General features: G+C 71.7%; 25 protein-coding genes. 18 read left to right on the top strand and 7 right to left on the bottom strand.

Annotation, left to right across the window (positions count from 1 at the left end; all coding sequences use genetic code 11):
• The first annotated feature begins 7 nt into the window (after nucleotides 1–7).
• The 5 genes from MOJ79_RS10650 (at nucleotide 8) to MOJ79_RS10630 (ending at nucleotide 4145) form a co-directional block, all read left to right on the top strand.
• Nucleotides 8–700, top strand: coding sequence for an HdaA/DnaA family protein (locus MOJ79_RS10650; protein ID WP_241924148.1), 693 nt, complete (start codon nucleotides 8–10; stop codon nucleotides 698–700).
• A complete protein-coding gene (locus MOJ79_RS10645; protein ID WP_241924147.1) occupies nucleotides 697–1365 on the top strand; it encodes an HAD family hydrolase in 669 nt (222 codons plus the stop codon). The genes MOJ79_RS10650 and MOJ79_RS10645 overlap by 4 nt, the downstream gene beginning before the upstream one ends.
• The gene (gene pcnB, locus MOJ79_RS10640) at nucleotides 1362–2942 is read left to right on the top strand and encodes a polynucleotide adenylyltransferase PcnB (protein ID WP_241924146.1); all 1581 of its coding nucleotides are present in this window, start codon (nucleotides 1362–1364) and stop codon (nucleotides 2940–2942) included. Before MOJ79_RS10645 ends, pcnB begins: the two co-directional genes overlap by 4 nt.
• Entirely contained in the window at nucleotides 2939–3427 is a 489-nt protein-coding gene (folK, locus tag MOJ79_RS10635; protein ID WP_241924145.1) for a 2-amino-4-hydroxy-6-hydroxymethyldihydropteridine diphosphokinase, read from the top strand. The genes pcnB and folK overlap by 4 nt, the downstream gene beginning before the upstream one ends.
• Nucleotides 3428–3515: 88 nt before the next feature.
• On the top strand, nucleotides 3516–4145 hold the full coding sequence (locus MOJ79_RS10630; RefSeq protein WP_241924144.1) for a deoxynucleoside kinase: 630 nt from the start codon (nucleotides 3516–3518) through the stop codon (nucleotides 4143–4145).
• Here MOJ79_RS10630 and MOJ79_RS10625 read toward each other — a convergent pair.
• The gene (locus MOJ79_RS10625; RefSeq protein WP_241924143.1) at nucleotides 4100–4552 is read right to left on the bottom strand and encodes a hypothetical protein; all 453 of its coding nucleotides are present in this window, start codon (nucleotides 4550–4552) and stop codon (nucleotides 4100–4102) included. The two genes, MOJ79_RS10630 and MOJ79_RS10625, sit on opposite strands and share 46 nt — an antisense overlap.
• Entirely contained in the window at nucleotides 4549–5085 is a 537-nt protein-coding gene (locus MOJ79_RS10620) for a GNAT family N-acetyltransferase (protein ID WP_241924142.1), read from the bottom strand. Before MOJ79_RS10620 ends, MOJ79_RS10625 begins: the two co-directional genes overlap by 4 nt.
• Before the next feature lie 197 nt (nucleotides 5086–5282).
• Here MOJ79_RS10620 and rpsP point away from each other — a divergent pair, with 197 nt between their 5' ends.
• The 6 genes from rpsP (at nucleotide 5283) to MOJ79_RS10590 (ending at nucleotide 9173) form a co-directional block, all read left to right on the top strand.
• Nucleotides 5283–5531, top strand: coding sequence for a 30S ribosomal protein S16 (rpsP, locus tag MOJ79_RS10615; protein WP_119292744.1), 249 nt, complete (start codon nucleotides 5283–5285; stop codon nucleotides 5529–5531).
• Between the two features lie 49 nt (nucleotides 5532–5580).
• Nucleotides 5581–6147: a ribosome maturation factor RimM gene (rimM, locus tag MOJ79_RS10610; protein WP_241924141.1), complete on the top strand. Its 567-nt coding sequence runs from the start codon at nucleotides 5581–5583 to the stop codon at nucleotides 6145–6147.
• 16 nt (nucleotides 6148–6163) lie between these two features.
• Nucleotides 6164–6943, top strand: coding sequence for a tRNA (guanosine(37)-N1)-methyltransferase TrmD (gene trmD / locus MOJ79_RS10605; protein WP_119292710.1), 780 nt, complete (start codon nucleotides 6164–6166; stop codon nucleotides 6941–6943).
• A gap of 128 nt (nucleotides 6944–7071) precedes the next feature.
• The gene (gene rplS / locus MOJ79_RS10600; RefSeq protein WP_119292712.1) at nucleotides 7072–7425 is read left to right on the top strand and encodes a 50S ribosomal protein L19; all 354 of its coding nucleotides are present in this window, start codon (nucleotides 7072–7074) and stop codon (nucleotides 7423–7425) included.
• Between the two features lie 24 nt (nucleotides 7426–7449).
• Nucleotides 7450–8151 carry a CoA pyrophosphatase gene (locus MOJ79_RS10595; RefSeq protein WP_241924140.1) on the top strand — a complete coding sequence of 234 codons (702 nt, stop codon included), beginning with the start codon at nucleotides 7450–7452 and terminating at the stop codon, nucleotides 8149–8151.
• Nucleotides 8152–8183: 32 nt separating this feature from the next.
• The gene (locus MOJ79_RS10590; RefSeq protein WP_241924139.1) at nucleotides 8184–9173 is read left to right on the top strand and encodes a CobD/CbiB family protein; all 990 of its coding nucleotides are present in this window, start codon (nucleotides 8184–8186) and stop codon (nucleotides 9171–9173) included.
• 292 nt (nucleotides 9174–9465) lie between these two features.
• Here MOJ79_RS10590 and MOJ79_RS10585 read toward each other — a convergent pair whose 3' ends face one another.
• Nucleotides 9466–10668: a GGDEF domain-containing protein gene (locus MOJ79_RS10585; RefSeq protein WP_241924138.1), complete on the bottom strand. Its 1203-nt coding sequence runs from the start codon at nucleotides 10666–10668 to the stop codon at nucleotides 9466–9468.
• Between the two features lie 139 nt (nucleotides 10669–10807).
• Here MOJ79_RS10585 and MOJ79_RS10580 point away from each other — a divergent pair, with 139 nt between their 5' ends.
• The 6 genes from MOJ79_RS10580 to ntrC all read left to right on the top strand — a co-directional run bounded on the left by MOJ79_RS10580 (nucleotide 10808) and on the right by ntrC (nucleotide 17410).
• Nucleotides 10808–11698 carry an EI24 domain-containing protein gene (locus tag MOJ79_RS10580; RefSeq protein WP_241924137.1) on the top strand — a complete coding sequence of 297 codons (891 nt, stop codon included), beginning with the start codon at nucleotides 10808–10810 and terminating at the stop codon, nucleotides 11696–11698.
• Nucleotides 11695–12492 (top strand): competence/damage-inducible protein A, encoded by a 798-nt coding sequence (locus MOJ79_RS10575; RefSeq protein WP_241924136.1) that lies wholly within the window; start codon nucleotides 11695–11697, stop codon nucleotides 12490–12492. The genes MOJ79_RS10580 and MOJ79_RS10575 overlap by 4 nt, the downstream gene beginning before the upstream one ends.
• 191 nt (nucleotides 12493–12683) lie before the next feature.
• Nucleotides 12684–14099, top strand: a complete 1416-nt coding sequence (gene glnA, locus MOJ79_RS10570; protein ID WP_241924135.1) for a type I glutamate--ammonia ligase — start codon at nucleotides 12684–12686, stop codon at nucleotides 14097–14099.
• Nucleotides 14100–14251: 152 nt separating this feature from the next.
• Complete coding sequence (locus MOJ79_RS10565; RefSeq protein ID WP_241924134.1) at nucleotides 14252–14776, top strand: hypothetical protein; 525 nt, start codon at nucleotides 14252–14254, stop codon at nucleotides 14774–14776.
• A gap of 8 nt (nucleotides 14777–14784) precedes the next feature.
• Nucleotides 14785–15882 carry a nitrogen regulation protein NR(II) gene (gene glnL / locus MOJ79_RS10560; protein ID WP_241924133.1) on the top strand — a complete coding sequence of 366 codons (1098 nt, stop codon included), beginning with the start codon at nucleotides 14785–14787 and terminating at the stop codon, nucleotides 15880–15882.
• A gap of 16 nt (nucleotides 15883–15898) precedes the next feature.
• Entirely contained in the window at nucleotides 15899–17410 is a 1512-nt protein-coding gene (ntrC, locus tag MOJ79_RS10555; protein WP_241924132.1) for a nitrogen regulation protein NR(I), read from the top strand.
• Between the two features lie 27 nt (nucleotides 17411–17437).
• On the opposite strand, the gene MOJ79_RS10550 is transcribed toward ntrC, so the two are convergent.
• The 3 genes from MOJ79_RS10550 to MOJ79_RS10540 all read right to left on the bottom strand — a co-directional run bounded on the left by MOJ79_RS10550 (nucleotide 17438) and on the right by MOJ79_RS10540 (nucleotide 19232).
• Nucleotides 17438–18214 carry an exodeoxyribonuclease III gene (locus MOJ79_RS10550; protein ID WP_241924131.1) on the bottom strand — a complete coding sequence of 259 codons (777 nt, stop codon included), beginning with the start codon at nucleotides 18212–18214 and terminating at the stop codon, nucleotides 17438–17440.
• 104 nt (nucleotides 18215–18318) lie between these two features.
• Nucleotides 18319–18846 carry an AAA family ATPase gene (locus MOJ79_RS10545; RefSeq protein WP_241924130.1) on the bottom strand — a complete coding sequence of 176 codons (528 nt, stop codon included), beginning with the start codon at nucleotides 18844–18846 and terminating at the stop codon, nucleotides 18319–18321.
• A gap of 53 nt (nucleotides 18847–18899) precedes the next feature.
• A complete protein-coding gene (locus MOJ79_RS10540) occupies nucleotides 18900–19232 on the bottom strand; it encodes a DUF2568 domain-containing protein (RefSeq protein ID WP_241924129.1) in 333 nt (110 codons plus the stop codon).
• Nucleotides 19233–19328: 96 nt separating this feature from the next.
• Here MOJ79_RS10540 and MOJ79_RS10535 point away from each other — a divergent pair, with 96 nt between their 5' ends.
• The gene (locus MOJ79_RS10535; RefSeq protein WP_241924128.1) at nucleotides 19329–20318 is read left to right on the top strand and encodes an IS5 family transposase; all 990 of its coding nucleotides are present in this window, start codon (nucleotides 19329–19331) and stop codon (nucleotides 20316–20318) included.
• A 229-nt stretch (nucleotides 20319–20547) separates the two neighbouring features.
• Here the strand turns inward: MOJ79_RS10535 and MOJ79_RS10530 are convergent, their stop codons facing one another.
• Entirely contained in the window at nucleotides 20548–20922 is a 375-nt protein-coding gene (locus MOJ79_RS10530; protein WP_241924127.1) for a hypothetical protein, read from the bottom strand.
• Between the last annotated feature and the right edge of the window lie 244 nt (nucleotides 20923–21166).

Genomic DNA, 21166 nt, shown 5'->3' with positions numbered 1-21166 from the left:
TCGCGCGGTGAAGCAGATCCCGCTGCCGATCGCCGCGGCCGCCAAGGCGCGGTTCGACGACTTCGTGCCCGGTGCGAATGCCGCCGCGCTCGCGCACCTGCGCGCGCTGGCGGGCGCGTCGGCGCCGGTGCCGTCGGTGTACTTGTGGGGGCCGTCGGGCAGCGGCAAGACGCACCTGCTGCGTGCGCTGGCCGCGGCACGCGCCGCGCGCGGCGCCGTCGCGTGGTTCGACGCCGCGGCGCCGCTGCCGTGGACGATCGACGGCGGCGTCGCACTCGTCGTCGTCGACGACGCCCACGCGCTCGACGCCGCGCGCCAGCACGCGGCGTTCGCGCTGTTCGTCGAGGCGGCCGTCGCCGGCTGGCCGCTGGCCGCCGCCGGGCGGATGCCGCCGGTGGACCTGCCGCTGCGCGACGACCTGCGCACGCGCCTGGGCGGCGGCTTCGTGTTCGCCCTGCAGCCGCTCTCCGACGCCGAGGTGCGCGCCGCGCTGCGTGCGCGCGCCGACGCACGCGGTATCGCGCTCGGTGACGACGTCATCGACTACCTGCTCAGCCGTTTCGCCCGCGACATGAAGCACCTGACACGCCTGCTCGACCGTCTCGACGACCAGGCCTGGGTCGACAAGCGTGCGCGCGTCACGCTGCCGCTGCTCAAGCGCGCGCTGGCCGACGGCGGCGCCGAGGTGGACGCGCGATGAGGCTCGCGCTGTTCGACCTCGACGGCACGCTGCTGCCGACCGACTCCGACCACGCCTTCGGCGAGTTCATGGTCGCGATCGGCTGGGCCGATGGTGCGCAATGGCGCGCGCGCAACGACGCCTTCTACGCCGACTACCAGGCCGGCCGGCTCGACCTCGACGCCTACGTCGACTTCGCGACGTCGGCCTGGCGCACGCGCCCCGAGGCCGAGGCGCTGGCCGCGCGCGAGCGCTTCATGCGCGAGGTCATCGCGCCGCAGCTGCACCCGCGCGCGCACGAACTCGTGCGCCGCCACCGCGACGCCGGCGAGCTGGTGGCCATCGTGACCGCCACCAACGAGTTCGTCACCGCGCCGATCGCCGCGGCGTTCGCCGTCGAGCACCTGATCGCCGTGCAGCTCGAGCGCGACGGCGACGGTCGCGTCACCGGCCGCGTGCGCGGCGTGCCCTCGTTCCGCGAGGGCAAGGTGCGCCGCGTCGACGACTGGCTCGCTTCGCTCGGTCACCGCTGGGCCGACTTCGAGCACGTGAGCTTCTACAGCGACTCCACCAACGACCTGCCGCTGCTCGAGCGCGCCAGCGACCCGGTGGCCACGAACCCCACGCCGGCGCTGGCCGCGATCGCGCAAGAGCGCGGCTGGCGCACGCTGCACCTGTTCGAATGATCAAGAAACTCATTGGCAAGCTGCTCGGCAAGCGCGACGAGGCACCGGGGTCCCCGCCGCCCGCACCGCCGGTGATCCCGCTGGGCCGGCGTGTCGAAGTGCCGGCGGCCGAGCACGGCATCGACCCGCGCCTGGTCGACGAACGCGCGCTCAAGGTCGTGCGCACGCTGCAGGACGCCGGGCACGAGGCCTACATCGTCGGCGGCGCGGTGCGCGACCTGCTGCTGGGCCTGCGTCCGAAGGACTTCGACGTCGCCACCGACGCGACGCCCGAACAGGTCAAGGCGCTGTTCCGCCGCGCGTTCATCATCGGGCGGCGCTTTCGCATCGTGCACGTGATCTTCGGCCGCGGCCGCGACCACGAGGTGATCGAGGTCTCGACGTTCCGCGCCTACCTCGATCCGTCGAGCGCCGAGGCGGTCGACGGCAACGAGAAGACGTCGAAGGCCGCGCTGGCCGACAAGCGGCACGCCGTCGATGCGAGCGGTCGCGTGCTGCGCGACAACGTCTGGGGTCCGCAGATCGAGGACGCCGCGCGGCGCGACTTCACGATCAACGCGATGTACTACGACCCGACGAGGCAGGTCGTCGTCGACTACCACGGCGGCCTCGCCGACTTGCGCGCACGCGTGCTGCGCATGATCGGCGAGCCGATGCAGCGCTACCGCGAGGACCCGGTGCGCGTCGTGCGCGTCGTGCGCTTCGCGGCCAAGCTCGGCTTCGAGGTCGAGGAGCGCACGCGCGCGCCGATCCCGCAGGTCGTGCCGCTGCTGGCCGCCGTGCCGGCGTCGCGGCTGTTCGACGAGATGTTCAAGCTGCTGCAGACCGGGCATGCGCTCAGGAGCGTCGAGGCGCTGCGCCGCTTCGGCCTCGTGCCCGGCGTGTTCCCGATCCTCGACGCGGCGCTGCTCGACACGGCGCACGAGCGCCGGCAGGCCTTCATCCGTCTGGCGCTCGAAGACACCGACCGGCGCGTCGCCGAGGGCCGCGCCGTGGCGCCGAGCTTCCTGCTCGCGTGCCTGCTGTGGCACGACGTGCAGGCGCGCTGGGCGCAGCGTCGCGCCGAGGGCGAGCACCCGGTGCCGGCGCTGCAGCAGGCCATCGACGCCGTGTTCGACGCGCGCATCGGCGACGTCTCGGGGCGCGGCAAGCTCGCCGCCGACATGCGCGAGATCTGGCTGATGCAGCCGCGCTTCGAGCGGCGCATCGGCAACACGCCGGCGTCGCTCGTCGAGCAGCCGCGCTTTCGCGCCGGCTACGACTTCCTGCGCCTGCGCGCCGACGTCGGCGAGGTCGACGCCGAGCTGGCCGAGTGGTGGGAGGACTACGCGCTGGGCACGCCCGAGGAGCGCGAGGCGCTCGTGGCGGCGGTGCGCGAGGCGCACCGGCGCGTCGTGCGCCAGCGCCCGGCCACCGCGACGGGCACGGCCGGGGCGCCGGCAGCCGAGGCCGCGGGCGAGCCGGCGGCCGGCGGCGACACGGCAGCCCCTGCGGCCAAGCGGCGTCGGCGCCGCCGGCGCAAGCCGGGCGGTGGTGGCGCGCCGTCCGAGCCGGCTGCAGGCGACGCATCGGCATGACGGCGGCGGTGCGCGCGGCCGTCGGGCTCGGGGCGAACCTGGGCGATGCGCGCGCGGCGGTGTGTGCCGCCGCGGCGGCGCTCGCGCGGCTGGCTGGCGTGCAGCGCTGCGAGCTGTCGCCGCTGTACCGCAGCGCACCCGTCGATGCCGCGGGTCCCGACTTCGTCAACGCGGTGGCGTTGCTCGAGACGACGCTGCCGGCGCCCGAGCTGCTGGCGCGGCTGCACGCGATCGAAGACGCGCACGGGCGCGAGCGGCCGTACCGCAACGCACCGCGCCGCCTCGACCTGGACCTGCTGCTCTACGGCGACGCCGTGATCGACGTGCCCGGGCTGCAGGTGCCGCACCCGCGCATGCACGCGCGCGCGTTCGTGCTCGTGCCGCTGCTCGACGTGTGGCCCGACGCCGTCGTCCCCGGCTGCGGCGCCGCGCGCGGGCTGCTCACGGCGGTGACCGACCAGGCGATCGAGCCGCTGCCGGCATGAGTCCAGTGAGCGCGCCCGCGCGGTCGCGGCACCGGCAGCACCTGCGGCTGGCGCGGAGGCGGCCCGCCGGCGCGCGGAGGGCGGCGCGGTGAGCGCAGCGCTGCGCCACATCGCGATCGAAGGGCCGATCGGGGCGGGCAAGACGACGCTGGCGCGCCGGCTCGCGCAGCGGCTCGGTGCGCACGCGCTGCTCGAGCGCCCGCAGGACAACCCGTTCCTCGAGCGCTTCTACGCCGAGGGCGCGCGCTACGCGCTGCAGGCGCAGCTGGCGTTCCTGTTCCAGCGCGTCGAGCAGGCGCGCGAGCTGGCGCAGCCGGGCATGTTCGCGCCGCGCGTGGTCAGCGACTTCATGTTCGACAAGGACGCACTGTTCGCGCGCCTGACGCTCACCGACGACGACCACCGCCTGTACGTGCAGGTGGCCCGCGCACTGGCGCCGGCGCTGCCGCCGCCCGACGTCGTCGTGTGGCTGCAGGCGTCGACGCCGACGCTGCTGGCGCGCATCGCACGTCGCGGCATCGCGATGGAGCAGGGCATCACGGCCGACTACGTCGAGCACATCCAGCAGGCCTACGTCGAGCACTTCGCACGCCACCCGCAGCTGCCGGTGCTCGTCGTCGACGCCGAGCACACCGACTACACGTGCGACGACGACGCGCTCGAGGCGCTGGTTCAGCGGCTGTCGGCGCGCGAGCGCTCGATCTGCCACTCGAAGTAGCGCTGGCCGCTGTAGGCGATCGTGCTCATCAGCGCGGCGGCGCCGAGCATCAGCGCGACGACGACGCCGAGCACCGGCCCCCAGCCGGTGGGCTGCACCGGCTCGCCCGGGTAGAAGCGCGCGGCCCACTTCTCGTCGGGAGTCAGGCCGTAGACGATGGCACTGAGCATGGCCACCGTGACCATCACGCCGAGCAGCGGCAGCAGCACCCACGCGAGGCGGTCGTCCTGGCCGTAGGTCTGCACGCGCAGCACGCCCCACAGCCCGAGCAGGGTCGGCAGCGGGTGCAGCCAGCCGACGACGTCGCGAAAGCCGTGCAGATAGAAGCGGTGCAGGCCGAGCGCGCCGCCGACGACGGCGATCCACGTGGCCAGCGTCTTCGAGCGGTGGTGGGTCGGCGCACTCATGCGCGCTCCAGAGGCGGGGTGCGGGCGCCTTCGCCGAGCGCGCGCTGCATCAGCACGACGTCGATCCAGCGGTCGAACTTCCAGCCCGCGGCCTCGAAGCGGCCGCAGTGCGCGAAGCCGCATGCGCGGTGCACGCCGATCGACGCGGCGTTGGCGCTGTCGCCGATCACGGCCAGCATCTGCCGCGCACCGGCGGCGGTGCAGCGCGCGACCAGCTCGGCCAGCAGCGCGCGACCGATGCCTCGTCCGGCGGCGTCGGGGTGCAGGTAGATCGAGTCCTCGACGCAGAAGCGGTACGCGCGCCGCGGCCGGAAGAGGTTCGCGTAGGCGTAGCCGACGACCCGCCCGGCCGATTCGGCCACCAGCCAAGGCAGGCCCTTGGCCAGCACGTCGTCGCGCCGGCGCGCGATCTCGCCGGCGTCGGGCGCGTCGAGCTCGAACGTGCCGGTGCCGTGCCGCACGTGGTGGGCATAGATCGCGGTGACGTGCTCGACGTCGTCGTCGCGGCTCGGGCGGATCAGCAAGGCGGGCATCGCTGGCGCAGTGAGGAAGCTGCGCGAGTCTATAATGTGCGGTTTCGGTGACGGCCCCGGCAGACAACGGCCGGCGGCGTATCTACGGCACCGAGCCTGCCCGCGAGCCGGCGTCGAGCGCCGGCTGCGGAACCGATCCGGCCGGCCTGCGTGTCTCCTGGCGCGGCGGATGCATCGAACACTTCGAGGTTTCGTTCATGGTCGTCATCCGACTCGCACGCGGCGGCGCGAAGAAGCGCCCCTTCTACAACATCGTCGTCGCCGACGCGCGTTCGCGCCGCGACGGGCGCTTCATCGAGCGCGTGGGCTTCTACAACCCGGTGGCTGCGGCCAACGAGGAAGGCCTGCGCGTGGCGATGGACCGCATCGGTTACTGGACCGGCGTCGGCGCGCAGCTGTCGCCCACCGTGGCGCGCCTGGTCGCGAAGGCCAAGGCCGCGGCCTGACCCCGACATCGAACGGCGATTCCCCCGCCGGCGCGGGCGCGAGCGGACGATGGCCGCGCCGACTGACGACGACATGCCCCCGTTTCCCGACGACGCGGTCGAAGTCGGCCGCATCGCCGGCGCGTGGGGCGTCAGAGGCGCCTTGCGCGTGCAGCCGTACGCGGCTTCGCCGCAGGCGCTGTTCGGCTCGCGGCGCTGGTTCCTGCGTCCACCCGAAGGGCCGCGCGCCGCGGCGCCGCTGCCCGTGCTGCTGCGCATCACGTCGGCGCGTGAGCACGGCCAGGCCATCGTCGCCAGTGCCGAGGGCGTCGCCGACCGCGATGCCGCCGAGGCGCTGCGCGGCGCACGCGTGTTCGTCTCGCGCGCCAGCTTCCCGACGCCGCAAGCCGGCGAGTATTACTGGGTCGACCTGATCGGCGCGCGTGTCGTCAACCGTGACGGCGTGGACCTCGGGCAGGTCCACGCGCTGATGGACCTCGGGCCGCACGCCGTGCTGCAGGTGCGCCCCGACGACCCGCAGGCCGAAGAGCGGCTGATTCCCTTCGTTGCGGCCTACGTCGACGACGTCGACGTCGCGGCCCGGCGCATCCGCGTCGACTGGTCGCTCGACTATTGAGCGGTGCCCCGCGCCGATGCGCTTCGACGTCGTCACATTGTTTCCCGAGCTGTTCGCGCCGCACCTGCAGCTCGGCGTCACGCGCCGGGCCTTCGACGCCGGGGGGCCGGTGCAGGTGCGGCTGTGGCCGCTGCGCGACTACGGCGAGGGCCCGTACCACCGCGTCGACGATCGCCCCTTCGGCGGCGGCCCGGGCATGGTGATGCTGGCGCAGCCGCTGCAGCGCGCGCTGGCCGACGTGCGCGCCGCGCGCAGTGCCGCCGGCGAGGCCGCAGCAGCGCCGGTGGTGCACTTCACGCCGACCGGCCGGCGGCTCGACCAGGCGCTGGTGCGCGAGATCGCCTCCGGTGCCGGCGCCGTGCTGCTGTGCGGCCGGTACGAGGGCATCGATCAGCGCCTGATCGACACCGAGGTCGACCTCGAGATCAGCCTGGGCGACTTCGTGCTCTCCGGCGGCGAGCTGCCCGCGCTGGTCCTGCTGGACGCCGTCGCGCGCCTGCAGCCGGGCGTGCTCGGCGACGAGCAGTCGCACGCCGACGACAGCTTCGACGCTGGCGGTCTGCTCGAAGGCCCCCACTACACGCGGCCCGAGGTGCTCGCGACCCGCCGCGGCGAGCTCGCCGTGCCGCCCGTGCTGCTGTCGGGACACCACGCGCGCATCGCGCGCTGGCGGCGTGAGCGTGCGCTCGAGACCACGGCGCGCCGCCGCCCCGACCTGATCGCCGCGGCGCGCGCGCAGGGCCGGCTCGACGCCGATGACGAGCGCTTCCTGTCGTCGCTCGGTTTGTCCCTATAATCGCGGGTTTTGCGATCCTCTGCGGGTCACCACGGTGCATGCCTGCAAAGAGGCGTGCGCCCGGTACCCGTCGTTGCGGTACCGAACGATCCATTCACAGCCGCCCGCACGATCGCCTCGGAGCCCCCATGGATCTGATCGCCACCCTCGAGCAGGAAGAAATCGCTCGCCTGAACAAGACCATCCCTGAATTCGCCCCTGGCGACACGGTGGTGGTCAACGTCAACGTCGTCGAAGGCAACCGCAAGCGCGTGCAGGCCTACGAAGGCGTCGTCATCGCCAAGCGCAACCGCGGGCTGAACAGCAGCTTCATCGTGCGCAAGATCTCCAGCGGCGAGGGCGTCGAGCGTACGTTCCAGCTGTACAGCCCGCTGATCGCGAGCATCGAGGTCAAGCGCCGGGGCGACGTGCGCCGCGCCAAGCTGTACTACCTGCGCCAGCGCAGCGGCAAGTCGGCGCGCATCAAGGAAAAGCTCGCCTGATGCCGCGGGCGGCGTGAGCGCGACGTGACCACGCCGCGCATCACCGACCCCGAAGCGGTGCCCGTCGTCGGCACCGACCACCACCTGCCTGCGATCCCGCCGCAGCGCCTGTGCGCGCCGGCGGTGCGTGCGCGTTTCGCCTGCGGGCGCGACTGGCAGCCCGAGATCGCCGGCGACGCGCGCGTGCTGCTGGACCGCGCGCCGGCACCGGCGGCGGTGCTGGTGCCGCTCGTCGAGCGCGACGAGCACCTGTCGGTGCTGCTGACGCGGCGCACCGCGCACCTGCGCGACCACGCCGGGCAGATCAGCTTTCCCGGTGGTCGCCAGGAAGACAGCGACGCCGACGCCGTGGCCGCCGCGCTGCGCGAGGCGCACGAGGAGGTCGGGCTGGCGCCGTCGCACGTCGAGGTCGTCGGCACGCTGCCGGTCTACACGACGATCACGGCGTTTCGCGTCACGCCCGTCGTCGCGCTGGTGCGCCCCGGCTTCGAACTCGCGCCGGACCCGTTCGAGGTGGACGAGGTGTTCGAGGTGCCGCTGCCGTTCCTGATGACGCCCGCGCACCACCGGCGGCATGCGTTCGAGTTCGGCGGGCAGCAGCGGCAGTTCCTGTCGATGCCGTGGACCGCGACCGGCGCCGACGGCGTCGCACGGCGCTACTTCATCTGGGGCGCGACGGCAGCGATGCTGCGCAACCTCTACCGCTTCCTCGCCGACGCGGCCTGAGCGCGACAGGCGCGCCGGTATCATCGCCTGCGATGAGTCTGCTGGCCGTCGTCATTGCGCTCGTGCTCGAGCAGCTCAAGCCGCTGCCGCGCGACAACCGCGTGCACGACGCGCTGATCGGATGGGTCGGCGGAACCGGTCGCAACTTCGACGCGGGCCGCGCCCACCACGCGGTGCTGGTGTGGACCATCGCCGTGGTGCTGCCGGCGCTGCTGGCCGCCGCGGTGCACCTGCTGCTCGCGTCGTGGAGCCTGCTCGCCGCGCTGGCGTTCGACGTCGCGGTGCTGTACGTCACGCTGGGCTTTCGCCAGTTCAGTCACTACTTCACCGGCATCCGCGACTGCCTCGAACGCGGCGACGAAGCCGGCGCCCGTGCGCTGCTGGCCGAGTGGCGCCACCTCGACGCGAGCGAGCTGCCGCGCACCGAGCTGCTGCGCCACGTGATCGAGCATGCGCTGCTGGCCGCGCACCGCCACGTCTTCGGCGTCTTCTTCTGGTTCGTCGTGCTGTCGGCGCTCGGTCTCGGCCCGGCGGGGGCGGTGCTGTACCGCATGGCCGAGTTCGCGAGCCGCTACTGGGCATTTCGCAGCCGCACCCTCGACGTGCCGGTCAACGAGCGGCTGCGCGAGCTGTCGCAGCGCCTGTTCGGCATCGTCGATCACGTGCCGGCGCGGTTGACGGCGTTCGGCTTCGCCGTCGTCGGCAACTTCGAGGAAGCCGTCGGCGGCTGGCGGCGCGATGCGATGCTATGGGCCCACCCCAACGAAGGTGTCATCCTCGCCGCCGCGGCCGGCGCCGTCGGGGTGCAGCTCGGCGGCAGCGCCGCGCCGGGCGTCACGCCCGACCGCTCGAAGACGTTCACGCGCGGCGCGGGCGTCGAGGCGGCGGGCGCCTCGGGCTCGACGCCCGGCGTGCCGCCGCAGCTGGGCCACCTGCAAAGCGTCGTCGCGCTGGTGTGGCGCGGTGTCGCGCTGTGGCTGCTGCTGCTCGCACTGCTGACCCTGGCCAACCTGCTGGGCTGAGCGCCGCGGCTCCAAGCCCGCCTGCGCGGGCTTGGACGGCGCGAAGGGGCCGAGCTCTGCGAGGCCCAGGGGCAAGCGCCGCGGCTCCACGCCCCGGCCCGCTGCGGGGACGCAGCGGGCCCTCGCCCGGTCCACGCCCGCGCAGGCGGGCGTGGAGCCGCCGGGCTTGGCCTGCGCGGGCTTGGACGGCGCGAAGGGGCCGAGCTCTGCGAGGCCCAGGGGCGAGCGCCGCGGCGCCAAGCCCCGGCGCCGTGCTCGGCGGGAGCACTGCCGGTGCTCGCCGTCTGCCGCGCTACACGAGGCCGAGCCGCCGGCTTTCGACGAATACCGGGTGCAGCTCGTCGCCGTCGGCGCTGACGGCGCGCCCGCGGCCCTGGCGCTTGGCCTCGTACAGTGCCTGATCGGCGCGGCGCAGCGCCTCGTCGAGCGACTCGTCGTCGCGCATCTGCACGACACCGAAACTCAGCGACAGCTGCGGCGTGCCGTGCTCGCGGGCCAGACGCTGCGCACGCTGCACGATGCGCGTGGCCACCGCCATCGCGTCGCGCAGGTCGGTGCGCGGCAGCAGCAGCGCGAACTCGTCGCCGCCGTGGCGGCCGGCGACGTCGTCGGCGCGCAGCGTCTCCTGCACGCAGCGCGCGACGAGGCGCAGCGCGCGGTCGCCCGCGGCATGGCCGAGCTCGTCGTTGATGCGCTTGAAATGGTCGATGTCGAACATCAGCACCGCCGCGCTGCGGCCGCCGGCCGACTGCAGCACGCGCCGCGCCAGCTCGCCGAAGTGGCGGCGGTTGGGCACCTGCGTGAGCATGTCGATGTTGGCCAGGTAGCGCAGCCGCCGGCGTGACTCGCGCAGTTCGTCGACGGTGCGCTCGTGCGTCAGCCCCATCGTCGCGAACGCCATCGCCGCGACGCTCAGCGCGCTGGCGAGCATCGACAGCGCGACGGGTGCGCCGGGCACCGCAGGGTCGTGGACCAGACTCGCGACCCACGTCGTGCCGTGCACGGCCGCCGCGCTGCCGACCAGGGCCACCAGCCGGCGCAGCGCCGCGCTGTGGCGACGTGCCGGTGCCCCGAACAGCACCCACGCGGCATGGGCGTGCACCACCGTCATCGCGCCGAGCCACGCGGTGCCGGGCGCGTGCGTGGCGCCGTCGGCCAGCGCCACCAGCAGCGCGATCGCGAGCACGCCGGCGTCGAAGCCCGGGTGGATCGGCGGGGGCTGACGGCCGTGGAAGCGGCGCACGCCGAGCACGACGAGCACCGGCCAGACGAGCAGCAGCACGGCGCCGAGTGTCGACGCCGGCATGCCGCCGCCGGTGAGCGCGAAGGCCGCGAGCCCGACCGCGGCGAGCCACTGCGCGGCGCTCCACGCACCGCGGCCACGGGCCTGCGGCTGTCCGGCCAGCATCGCGCTCGTCACCGCCGCGCACAGCAGTGCCACGCCGGCGGCGGCGAGCATCAGCGTGGGCAGGTGCACATCGGTGGCGACGAGCATGGCGCATTGTCGAGTCGCGCTCGGCAGTCGCGGTTCCGTCTTGAGGGTGCGGGATGCAACCAGATGCTGCGCGCCGCGCTGCGGCGTCACCGCCGGTCACAAGTGCGTGCGCCGGGGCGCGTGGCGTATCCTCGCGCCGATGTCTGCGCTGTTCGACGCCTTCTGGCGCGCCACCGCCTACTGCCTGCACCCGCGCGTGGTGCTGTGGTCGCTGCTGCCGCTGCTGCTGGCGTCGGCGGCGACGCTGGCGCTCGGTTACTTCTACTGGGAGGCGGCGGTGGCCGGCGTGCGCGCCACGCTCGACGGCTGGGCATTGACCGCGGCGCTGTTCCAGTGGCTCGAGTCGCTCGGTGCAGGCGGCTTGCGCGCGCTGCTGGCGCCGCTGCTCGTCGTCGCGCTGGCGGTGCCGGTGATCGTCGTCGTCGCGCTGCTGCTCGTCGCGGCGCTGATGACGCCGGCGCTCGTGTCGCTGGTGGCGCGGCGGCGCTTCCCGACGCTCGAGCGCCGCCACGGTGCGCCGCTGGCGCTGGGTGTCGCGCGTTCGCTTGCGCTGGGCGTGCTGGCGCTGGTACTGCTCGCCGCGAGTGTGCCGCTGTGGTTCGTGCCGCCGCTGGCGCTGCTGCTGCCGCCGCTGATCTGGGGCTGGCTCGCGTACCGCGTGCTGGCGTTCGACGTGCTCGCCGCGCACGCCAGCGCCGACGAGCGGCGCGCACTGCTGGCCGCGCACCGCTGGCCGCTGCTGGGCATGGGCCTGGTCACCGGCTACCTCGGCGCGGCGCCGTCGCTGCTGTGGGCGATGGGCGCGCTCGCGCTGATCTTCGCGCCGCTGCTCGCGGTGCTGTCGATCTGGCTGTACACGCTGGTGTTCGCGTTCTCGGCGCTGTGGTTCGCCCATTACGCGCTGGCGGCGCTGCAGGCGTGGCGCGCCGAACACGAACCCGTGCCCGACGTCGTGACGGTGAGCGCCGGCGGGGCCGGCGACGCGCCGCCCGCGCCCGAGCCACCGCTGCTGCCTCGACCCCAGCCATGAACTTCGGCCTCATCGTCATCGGCGACGAGATCCTGTCGGGCAAACGACAGGACAAGCACCTGTCCAAGGTGATCGAGCTGCTCGGCGCGCGCGGGCTGGCGCTCGCGTGGGCGCGCTTCGTCGGCGACGACCGCGCGCGCATCACTGCCACGCTGCGCGACGCGTTCGCCAGCGGTGACGTGGTGTTCTCGTGCGGCGGCATCGGCGCGACGCCCGACGACCACACGCGCCAGTGCGCCGCCGCCGCGCTCGGCGTGCCGCTCGAGCTGCACCCGCAGGCGCGCGAACTGATCCTCGAGCGCATGCGCGACGTCGCGGCGGAGCAGGGCGTGCCGTTCGAGCCCGACCGCCCCGACAACGTGCATCGCCTGAACATGGGCGTGTTCCCGCGCGGTGCGACGATCGTGCCGAACCCGTACAACAAGATTCCGGGCTTCTCGGTCGGCGACGTGCACTTCCTGCCGGGCTTTCCGGTGATGGCGTGGCCGATGATCGAGGGCCTGCTCGACGGCCGCTACGCCGCGCTGCACGGCAGCCAGCGCCAGACCGAACGCTCCGTGATCGTGATGGGCTCGATGGAGGCCACGCTCACGCCGCTGATGGAGGCCGTCGAGCGCGAGCACCCGGCGGTGCGCGTGTTCAGCTTGCCCAGCGTCGATCACCCGCAGTACGGCCGTCACATCGAGCTCGGCGTCAAGGGCCCGGCCGGCGAGGTCGAGGCGGCGTTCGCGCAGCTGCGCAGCGGCTTGCAGGTTCTGGGCGTCATGTTGGGCCCCGAAATGGTGCGCACTTGATCGGGGCGCGGCACCGCTTTGGTGTGCAGGCGCGGTGCGCACCCGTGCGACGACGTGCGGGTCGCGCCCCTGGATCGGGCATGCTTTCTGCTAGATTCTGGTGCGCCTTGGACGGCCGGTCACGGTCCTCCTCGAGCCGTCAAGTTTTTTCGATTCCACCCCACTGCAAGCGTCCCGCTAGGAGATTTCTGATGGCCAAGACCGTCGCCGACGTGATGAAGATGGTGAAGGACAACGAAGTCAAGTTCGTCGACTTCCGCTTCACCGACACCCGCGGCAAGGAACAACACGTCACCGTGCCCGTGGCGGCGTTCAACGAAGACAAGTTCACCGAAGGCCACGCCTTCGACGGCTCGTCGATCGCCGGCTGGAAGGGCATCGAGGCGTCGGACATGCTGCTGATGCCCGACCCGAACACCGCCAACATCGACCCGTTCTTCGAGGAGCCGACGCTGTTCATGACGTGCGACGTCATCGAACCGGGCGACGGCAAGCCCTACGAGCGCGACCCGCGCTCGCTGGCCAAGCGCGCCGAGGCGTACATGAAAGCCTCGGGCCTCGGTGACGCGGCGTACTTCGGCCCCGAGCCCGAGTTCTTCGTCTTCGACAGCATCCACTGGCACGTCGACATGTCGGGCTGCGGCGTGCGCATCGAGTCGGAAGAGGCGGCCTGGAGCACCGGCAAGGACTACGAAGGCGGCAACCGCGGCCACCGGCCGACCGTCAAGGGCGGCTACTTCCCGGTCCCGCCGATCGACAGCTTCCAGGACATGCGCTCCGAGATGTGCCTGCTGCTCGAGCAGATGGGCATCCCGGTCGAGGTGCACCACCACGAGGTCGCCACCGCCGGCCAGATGGAGATCGGCACCAAGTTCAGCACGCTGGTGCAGCGCGCCGACTGGCTGCAGCTGCAGAAGTACATCATCCACAACGTCGCGCACGCCTACGGCAAGACGGCGACCTTCATGCCCAAGCCCATCGTCGGTGACAACGGCAGCGGCATGCACGTGCACCAGTCGGTGTGGAAGGATGGCAAGAACCTGTTCGCCGGCGACGGCTACGCCGGGCTGAGCGAGTTCGCGCTGTACTACATCGGCGGCATCATCAAGCACGCGCGTGCACTCAACGCGATCACGAACCCCGGCACCAACAGCTACAAGCGCCTGGTGCCCGGCTTCGAGGCGCCGGTCAAGCTCGCGTACTCGTCGCGCAACCGCTCGGCGTCGATCCGCATCCCGTACGTCGCCAACCCGAAGGGCCGCCGCATCGAGTGCCGCTTCCCGGACCCGACGGCCAACCCGTACCTCGCGTTCAGTGCGATGCTGATGGCCGGTCTCGACGGCGTCGAGAACAAGATCCACCCGGGCGAAGCGGCCAGCAAGGACCTGTACCACCTGCCGCCCGAAGAAGACGCGAAGATCCCGACCGTGTGCTCGAGCCTCGACCAGGCGCTCGAGTACCTCGACAAGGACCGCGCGTTCCTGACCAAGGGCGGCGTGTTCACCGACGCCTTCATCGACGCCTACATCGAGCTGAAGATGCAGGAGGTCACGCGCTTCCGCATGACGACGCACCCGGTCGAGTTCGACATGTACTACAGCCTGTGACCGGTGGCCGCCGCTGCCGCGGCGCGCCGGCACAGCCCCGAAGGGACGGCCGCGGCCGTCCCTTTTCGTTCGGCTTTTCGGGCGATGCGCCGCCACCCCGTGCGCGACAATGCGCCAGCCGCGGCCCCTGTGCCCCGGACGGAGAACGACTCATGATGCGCTTGGGACCTGTGGCGCGCGGCGCCACGCTGGCGATGCTGTGGGCGCTGTCGTCGCTCGCTGCGGCGCAGTCCTCGGGCGTCGTCTACCGTTGCCCCGGTCCGCCCGACCTCTATACCGATGCGCTGACGCCCGAGGAAGCCAAGCAGAAGGGCTGCCGCACGATCGAGGGCGCGCCGATCACCGTGATGCGCTCGACGCCGCCACGCCCGCAGGCGTCGGCAGCGGCACCGGCGCCGGCGCCCGCCGCGCGCCCCGAGGGCAGCCGCGTGGATCCGGGCGAGCAGCGCGCGCGCGACAGCGAGCGCCGCGCGATCCTGCAGGCCGAGCTGCAGCGCGAGGAGCAGCGCCTGGCCGAGCTCAAGCGCGAGTACAACGACGGCCAGCCCGAGCGCCGCGGCGACGAGCGCAACTACGCGCGCTACCTCGAGCGCGTGGCCGGCATGAAGGCCGCGATCGAGCGCAAGGAAAGCGACATCGCGGCGATCAAGCGCGAGCTCGACAAGCTGCCGAACTGAGGCCGCCGATGGCGCTGCCGTTCGTCCGCCTGCCGGGCACGACCGGCCAGCCGCCGTACGATGCGTTCGACATGCTCGCGACGATGGTCGCCGTCGTGCGACCCGACGGCCAGTGCCTGTTCGTCAACGCCGCGTTCGAGACGCTGGTCGGGCTGTCGCGCAAGGCCGTCATCGGCAGCTCGGTGCTCGACTTCCTCGTCGACGGGCAGCCGCTGCGCGACGCGCTCACAGCCGTGGCGCGCAACGACTATGCGACCGGCCGCTTCGACGCCGTGGTCAGGCGCCCGCCCGGCTCGCACCCGGACCAGCTGCCGGTGCACGTCATCGTCAACCAGACCGAGCACGGCGACCGCATCGTCGTCGAGATGATCGAGATCGAGCAGCAGACGCGCCTGGACCGCGAGGAGCGCACGCTCGGCCAGGTCGAGGCGACGAAGGAGCTGATCCGCAACCTCGCGCACGAGATCAAGAACCCGCTGGGCGGCATCCGCGGCTCGGCGCAGCTGCTGCAGATGGAGCTGGGCAGCAAGGAGCTCACCGAGTACACGCAGGTCATCGTGCAGGAGGCCGACCGCCTGCAGGCCCTCGTCGACCGCCTGCTCGCGCCGCACCGCAAGGCGCAGGTGGTCGGCGACGTCAACATCCACGAGGTCTGCGAGCGCGTGCGTGCGCTCGTGCTCGCCGAGTTCCCGCAGGGGCTGGCCGTCGAGCGCGACTACGACATCTCGCTGCCGGAGTTCCGCGGCGACCGTGAGCAGCTGATCCAGGCGGTGCTCAACATCACGCTCAACGCGGCGCAGGCGCTCGAGCCGCGGCGCGCCGCCGGCGACGCGGTGATCTGGCTGCGCACGCGCGCCGCACGCCAGGTCACGATCGGCAAGACGCGCTGGCGTTTGGCACTGGAATTGCATATCGAGGACAACGGCCCGGGCATCCCGGCGTCGATCCGCGATCGCATCTTCTACCCGCTGGTGTCGGGGCGCGACGGCGGGTCGGGGCTGGGGCTGACGCTGGCGCAGACGTTCGTGCAGCAGCACCAGGGCACGATCGAGTGCGACAGCCAGCCGGGCCGCACGGTGTTCAAGATCACGATCCCCCTGCCGTAGCGGACCGCCCCACCGAATGAAACCCATCTGGATCGTCGACGACGACCAATCGATCCGCTTCGTGCTCGAGAAGGCGCTGGCGCGCGAGCAGCTGCCGGTGCGCTCGTTCACCAACCCGCGCGACGTGCTCGCCGCGCTCGACACCGACGAGCCGCAGGTGCTCGTCAGCGACATCCGCATGCCCGGCGGCTCGGGCATCGACCTGCTCGGCAAGGTCAAGGAACGGGTGCCGCGCGTGCCGGTCATCATCATGACCGCCTACTCCGACCTCGACAGCGCGGTGTCGGCGTTCCAGAGCGGCGCTTTCGAGTACCTGCCCAAGCCGTTCGACGTGCCCAAGGCCGTCGAGCTGATCCGTCGCGCCGTCGACGAGAGTCTGCGCGAGGCGGTGCAGGCCGAGCGCGCGGCCGAGACCCCCGAGATGCTCGGCCAGGCGCCGGCGATGCAGGATGTGTTCCGCGCCATCGGGCGGCTGAGCCAGAGCCACGTCACGGTGCTGATCACCGGGGAGAGCGGCACCGGCAAGGAGCTCGTCGCGCGCGCGCTGCACCGGCACAGCCCGCGCGCGGGCGGCCCGTTCGTCGCGATCAACACCGCCGCGATCCCGAAGGACCTGCTCGAGAGCGAGCTCTTCGGCCACGAGCGCGGCGCCTTCACCGGCGCACAGACGATGCGCCGCGGCCGCTTCGAGCAGGCCGAGGGCGGCACGCTGTTCCTCGACGAGATCGGCGACATGCCGTTCGACCTGCAGACGCGGCTGCTGCGCGTGCTCTCCGACGGCCAGTTCTACCGCGTCGGCGGCCACCAGCCGCTCAAGGCCAACGTGCGCGTGATCGCCGCGACGCACCAGAACCTCGAGGAGCGCGTCAAGCAGGGCGCCTTCCGGGAAGACCTGTTCCACCGCCTCAACGTGATCCGCCTGCGGCTGCCCGCGCTGCGCGAGCGGCGCGAGGACATCCCGATGCTCGCGCGCTTCTTCCTGGCCAAGAGTGCCCGGGAGCTCGGCGTCGAGGCCAAGCGCATCTCCGACGCCGCGCTCGCGCGGCTGATGGCGTTCGACTTCCCGGGCAACGTGCGCCAGCTCGAGAACATCTGCCACTGGCTGACCGTGATGGCGCCGGCGCAGGTCATCGAGCCGAAGGATCTGCCGCCCGAGTTGCAGCCCCCCGGCGAGGCGGCGCCCGCGCCGGCCGCGGCACCCGCCCCCGGCAGCGCCGAGGCGGCCGCCGTCGCGCCGTCGCCGGCGGCGCCGCCCGTCGCCGCGCCGACTCCGCTCCCCCAGCCGGCCGCGGAGCCTGCCGCCCCGTCGCCCGGCTGGCTGCACGACCTCGAGCGCGAGGCGCGCGCGATGCTGCACGCCGGCGCGCCCGAGGTGTGGGATGCGCTGACGCGCCAGTTCGAGGCGCGGCTGATCCGTACCGCGCTCGAGGTCACGCGCGGCCGCCGCATCGAGGCGGCGCAGAAGCTCGGCATCGGCCGCAACACGATCACGCGCAAGATCCAGGAGCTGGGCCTCGACGACGAGTGAGCCGGGCGCGCGCCCGGCGGCGTGCGTTCAGACGGCCAACTCGACGATCACCGGCGCGTGGTCGCTCGGCCGCTCGGCCTTGCGCGGCGCCTTGTCGATCGTGCACGCCGTCACCCGCGGCCGCAGCGCCTCGCTGACCAGCACGTGGTCGATGCGCAGGCCCTGGTTCTTGCGGAACGCGAGGTTGCGGTAGTCCCACCACGTCCAGCTCTTGGGCGGCTGCTCGAACAGGCGGAACGCGTCGACGAGGCCCACGCCGAGCAGCTCGCGGAAGTGCGCGCGCTCCTCGTCGGTGCAGTGGATCTGCCCGGCCCACGCGACGGGGTCGTAGACGTCGCGGTCCTCGGGCGCGATGTTGAAGTCGCCGAGCAGCACGAGCTGCGGGTGTGCGGCGAGTTCGGCCTTGACCCAGTCGCGCAGCGCCTCGATCCAGCGCAGCTTGTAGGCGAACTTGTCGCTGCCCGGCGCCTGGCCGTTGGGGAAGTAGGCGTCGATCAGCCGCACGCCGCCGACGGTGGCCGCGATCACGCGCGCCTGGTCGTCGTCGAAGCCGGGGATGTTGCGCACGACGTCGGTGGCGTCACCCGCGCCGGCCTTCGTCAGCAGCGCGACGCCGTTGTAGGTGCGCTGGCCGAACCACTGCGCGCGGTAGCCCGCGGCCTCGATCTCGGCGGCGGGGAACTTGTCGTCGGTGAGCTTGGTTTCCTGCAGCGCGATCGCGTCGACCGGGTTCGCGGCCAGCCACGCGAGCAGCTGCGGCAGCCGCACCGCGAGCGAGTTGACGTTCCAGGTGGCGAGCTTCATCGGCAGCGGCTTGTCGGGCGGGCGGTGGTGCGCATTGTCGCGGTTCCCCCGGTGGCGCGTTTGGCGCGCCGGGCACGACAGGGCGGGACTGCGGCCGCGGCGCGTCAGCCCGCCCGTTCCAGCAGCGTCGGCAACGGCGCGCCCAGATCGAGCGGCGCCGTGAACTCGCGCTTGGGCCCGGCGTAGCCGTCGAAGCAGCGCCGGTGCGCCGCCAGCGACAGCGGCCCCTCGCGCGTGTCGTAGGCGGCGACCCAGTCGAGCAGCAAGGGCAGGTTCGCGTCCTGCTCGGCCTGCGAGGCGTACTTGTGCGGCTCCCACGGCCGTGCGCGGCAGTGCGCGAGGCACGCCGCGGTGCCGGGGTTCAGGAACACGAGCCGCGGGCCGAAGGCCAGCGCCGCGTCGACGAGGTGCGCGTAGCAGCCCTCGACCACCCACTGCGCGTGCTGCCGGCAGAACGCGCGCACGTCGTCGATCGCCTGCGCGTCGGGCCGCGGCTGCGCCGGCGCGCCGGGCTGCCACGCGACGGTGTCGAGGTCCAGCACCCGCACGCCGTGCCGCGCGGCCAGGTGGCGCGCGAGGGTGGACTTGCCGGAACCGGCGTTGCCGAGGATCGCGATGCGAAGGCAATCCATGGTCGACACCTCAGCGAGACCGTGATCTGCCGTGCCAGCCGCTGCAGTGGCCATCAACCCGCGCGCCGACGCACCTCGGCGGCCCGCCAGCCCTCGTGCACGAGCACGACCGCTGCGAGCGCCGCTGCCATCTCGGGCAGGCCCGCAGCCGCGAGCCCGGCCACCGCGGCGCCAAAGACGGCGAGTTCGACGCCCAGTCGCACCGGCCAGCCCGCCGCGACCCACGCCTTTGGTGACACGAGCGCGCCCCATAGTACGGCCGCAGCGAGCGGTGCCGCGATGGCCAGCACGACAGCCGTCAACGGCGTGGCTCCGGCGCGCGCACCCCAGACCGCCAAGGCCGCCAGCGCGGCGAGTTCCAGCAGGAACCGCAGGGTGAGGTTCATCGGGCTCACGGAAGTTGGCGTCTGCTAAGGAAGGTCTGCATAACTCCCGGGCAAGTCTGCTACCGCGGGCGGTGAAGAGCGGCGATGATGGCGAGCATGCAGCAAGCTGAACTCGGACTGAACCTGAGCACCAAGCGCACACGCAGGCGCGAATTCCTGGCGCAGATGGAGCGCGTGGTGCCATGGGCGGCGCTGGAAGCGCTGATCGCGCCGCATGCGCCCGAGGGCCGCCGCGGCCGCCCGCCGTTTTCGGTGCGCACGATGCTGCGCATCCACTTCATGCAGCAGTGGTTCACGCTCAGCGACCCGGCGATGGAAGAGGCGCTGCACGACGTGCCGCTGTTTCGCGAGTTCGCAGGGTTGAACTTCGAGACGCGTCTTCCTGACGAGAGCACGATCCTGCGCTTTCGTCACCTGCTGGAGAAGCACAAGCTCGCCGAGCAGATCCTGCACACCGTCAACGAGATGCTGCACGCCAAGGGCCTGCTGCTCAAGGCAGGCACCGTCGTTGACGCCACGCTGATCGCCGCACCGAGCTCGACCAAGAACGACCGCGGGCAGCGCGACCCGGAAATGCACCAGACGAAGAAGGGCAACCAGTGGTACTTCGGGATGAAGGCGCACATTGGCGTGGACGCCGACAGTGGGCTGGTGCACACCGTCAAGGGCACGGCGGCCAACGTCAACGACGTGGTCGAGGCCAACGGCCTGCTGCACGGCGAGGAGACCCACGCCTTCGGCGACGCGGGCTACCAGGGAGCGGCCAAGCGGCCCGACGCGCGCGAAGACGTGCAGTGGCACGTGGGTATGCGCCCTGGCAAACGCCGCGCGCTGGACAAGACGCGCAAGGTCGATGCGCTGGTCGAGCAACTCGAGCGTCTGAAGGCCAGCATCCGAGCCAAGGTCGAACACCCGTTCCGTCTCATCAAGCGGCAGTTCGGGCACGTGAAGGTGCGCTACCGCGGTCTGGCGAAGAACACTGCGCAGCTGAGGACGCTGTTTGCGCTGTCGAACCTGTGGATGGCGCGCCGAGCCTTGCTGGTACTGGACGGACAAGTTCGCCCGAAAGTTGGCAATGTGGCCTGAAACGAGGCGCAAAGACCGCGCAGGCGGCTTGAATGAGGTCGGCGCACGGCGTCGACGGGTCGAAAACGCCCAATTCGCTTCTTTCGAGAGCGCGTCGATGCTGTGCAAGGTCACTTGTTCAGACCTTCCTTAGATCGAAATCCTGCAACGACACTATCGGCATCGCCCCCCCCCCCCCCCCCCCGAACAGCGAGTGTTCACGCGGGGCGGCGGATTTATTCGGGGCAAACTATTTCTTCCGACTCTTCTCTTGAAGTAGTGCCTCGGCAACCCAGAAGAATTCCGTGAGCGGATTGGCGCGACATAATTCATCAGCATAAGCCAGAAACTCATTCAATGGGAGTGCAACAGATAATTTGTTTGCGTTTGAAATATAAATATTTCTACCCGTTGCAAAACCAAGAAACCATTGGTGGTAAATAGTATCCAGCCAGCGGTCCTGCTTTCTCCTAGCTGCGAGATAGTCGCCGCAACCCTTGGCCCCAACACCCCATGTTCCGATCCCCTCTTGGTTCTCCTCAGCGGCGCTCGTCGGCGTCCATATGCTTAGCAAGATGACAACGAACAGGAAGAGAGTGACAGGTTTCAAAGCTTTCCTTTTCATCGATTTTCCCCTTGGCGATCACACGAAGAATTCTCGCCTCAAAGAGGTAATTAAAATAGCCGCCCCCTATCGACTCCGTCGCGGGCTCTCTTTTAAGGATTCCCAGCAGAAAAATCCGAGACCCCATCGGATGATCTGAACGGGCCCTTTCGCGGCTCTATGCCGTTTTGTGTGGAAACGCTTCGCGTCATGTTGGCATCGCCGGCGCGAACGGACTGGCCGGCAGGTGCTTGAGCTTGGACAT

It is taken from the genome of Calidifontimicrobium sp. SYSU G02091, assembly GCF_022631395.1.
GTDB classification, from domain to species: domain Bacteria; phylum Pseudomonadota; class Gammaproteobacteria; order Burkholderiales; family Burkholderiaceae_C; genus Calidifontimicrobium; species Calidifontimicrobium sediminis.
Note: the sequence above shows the minus strand (reverse complement) of the source record. Positions and strands in the feature narration are given on the sequence as shown.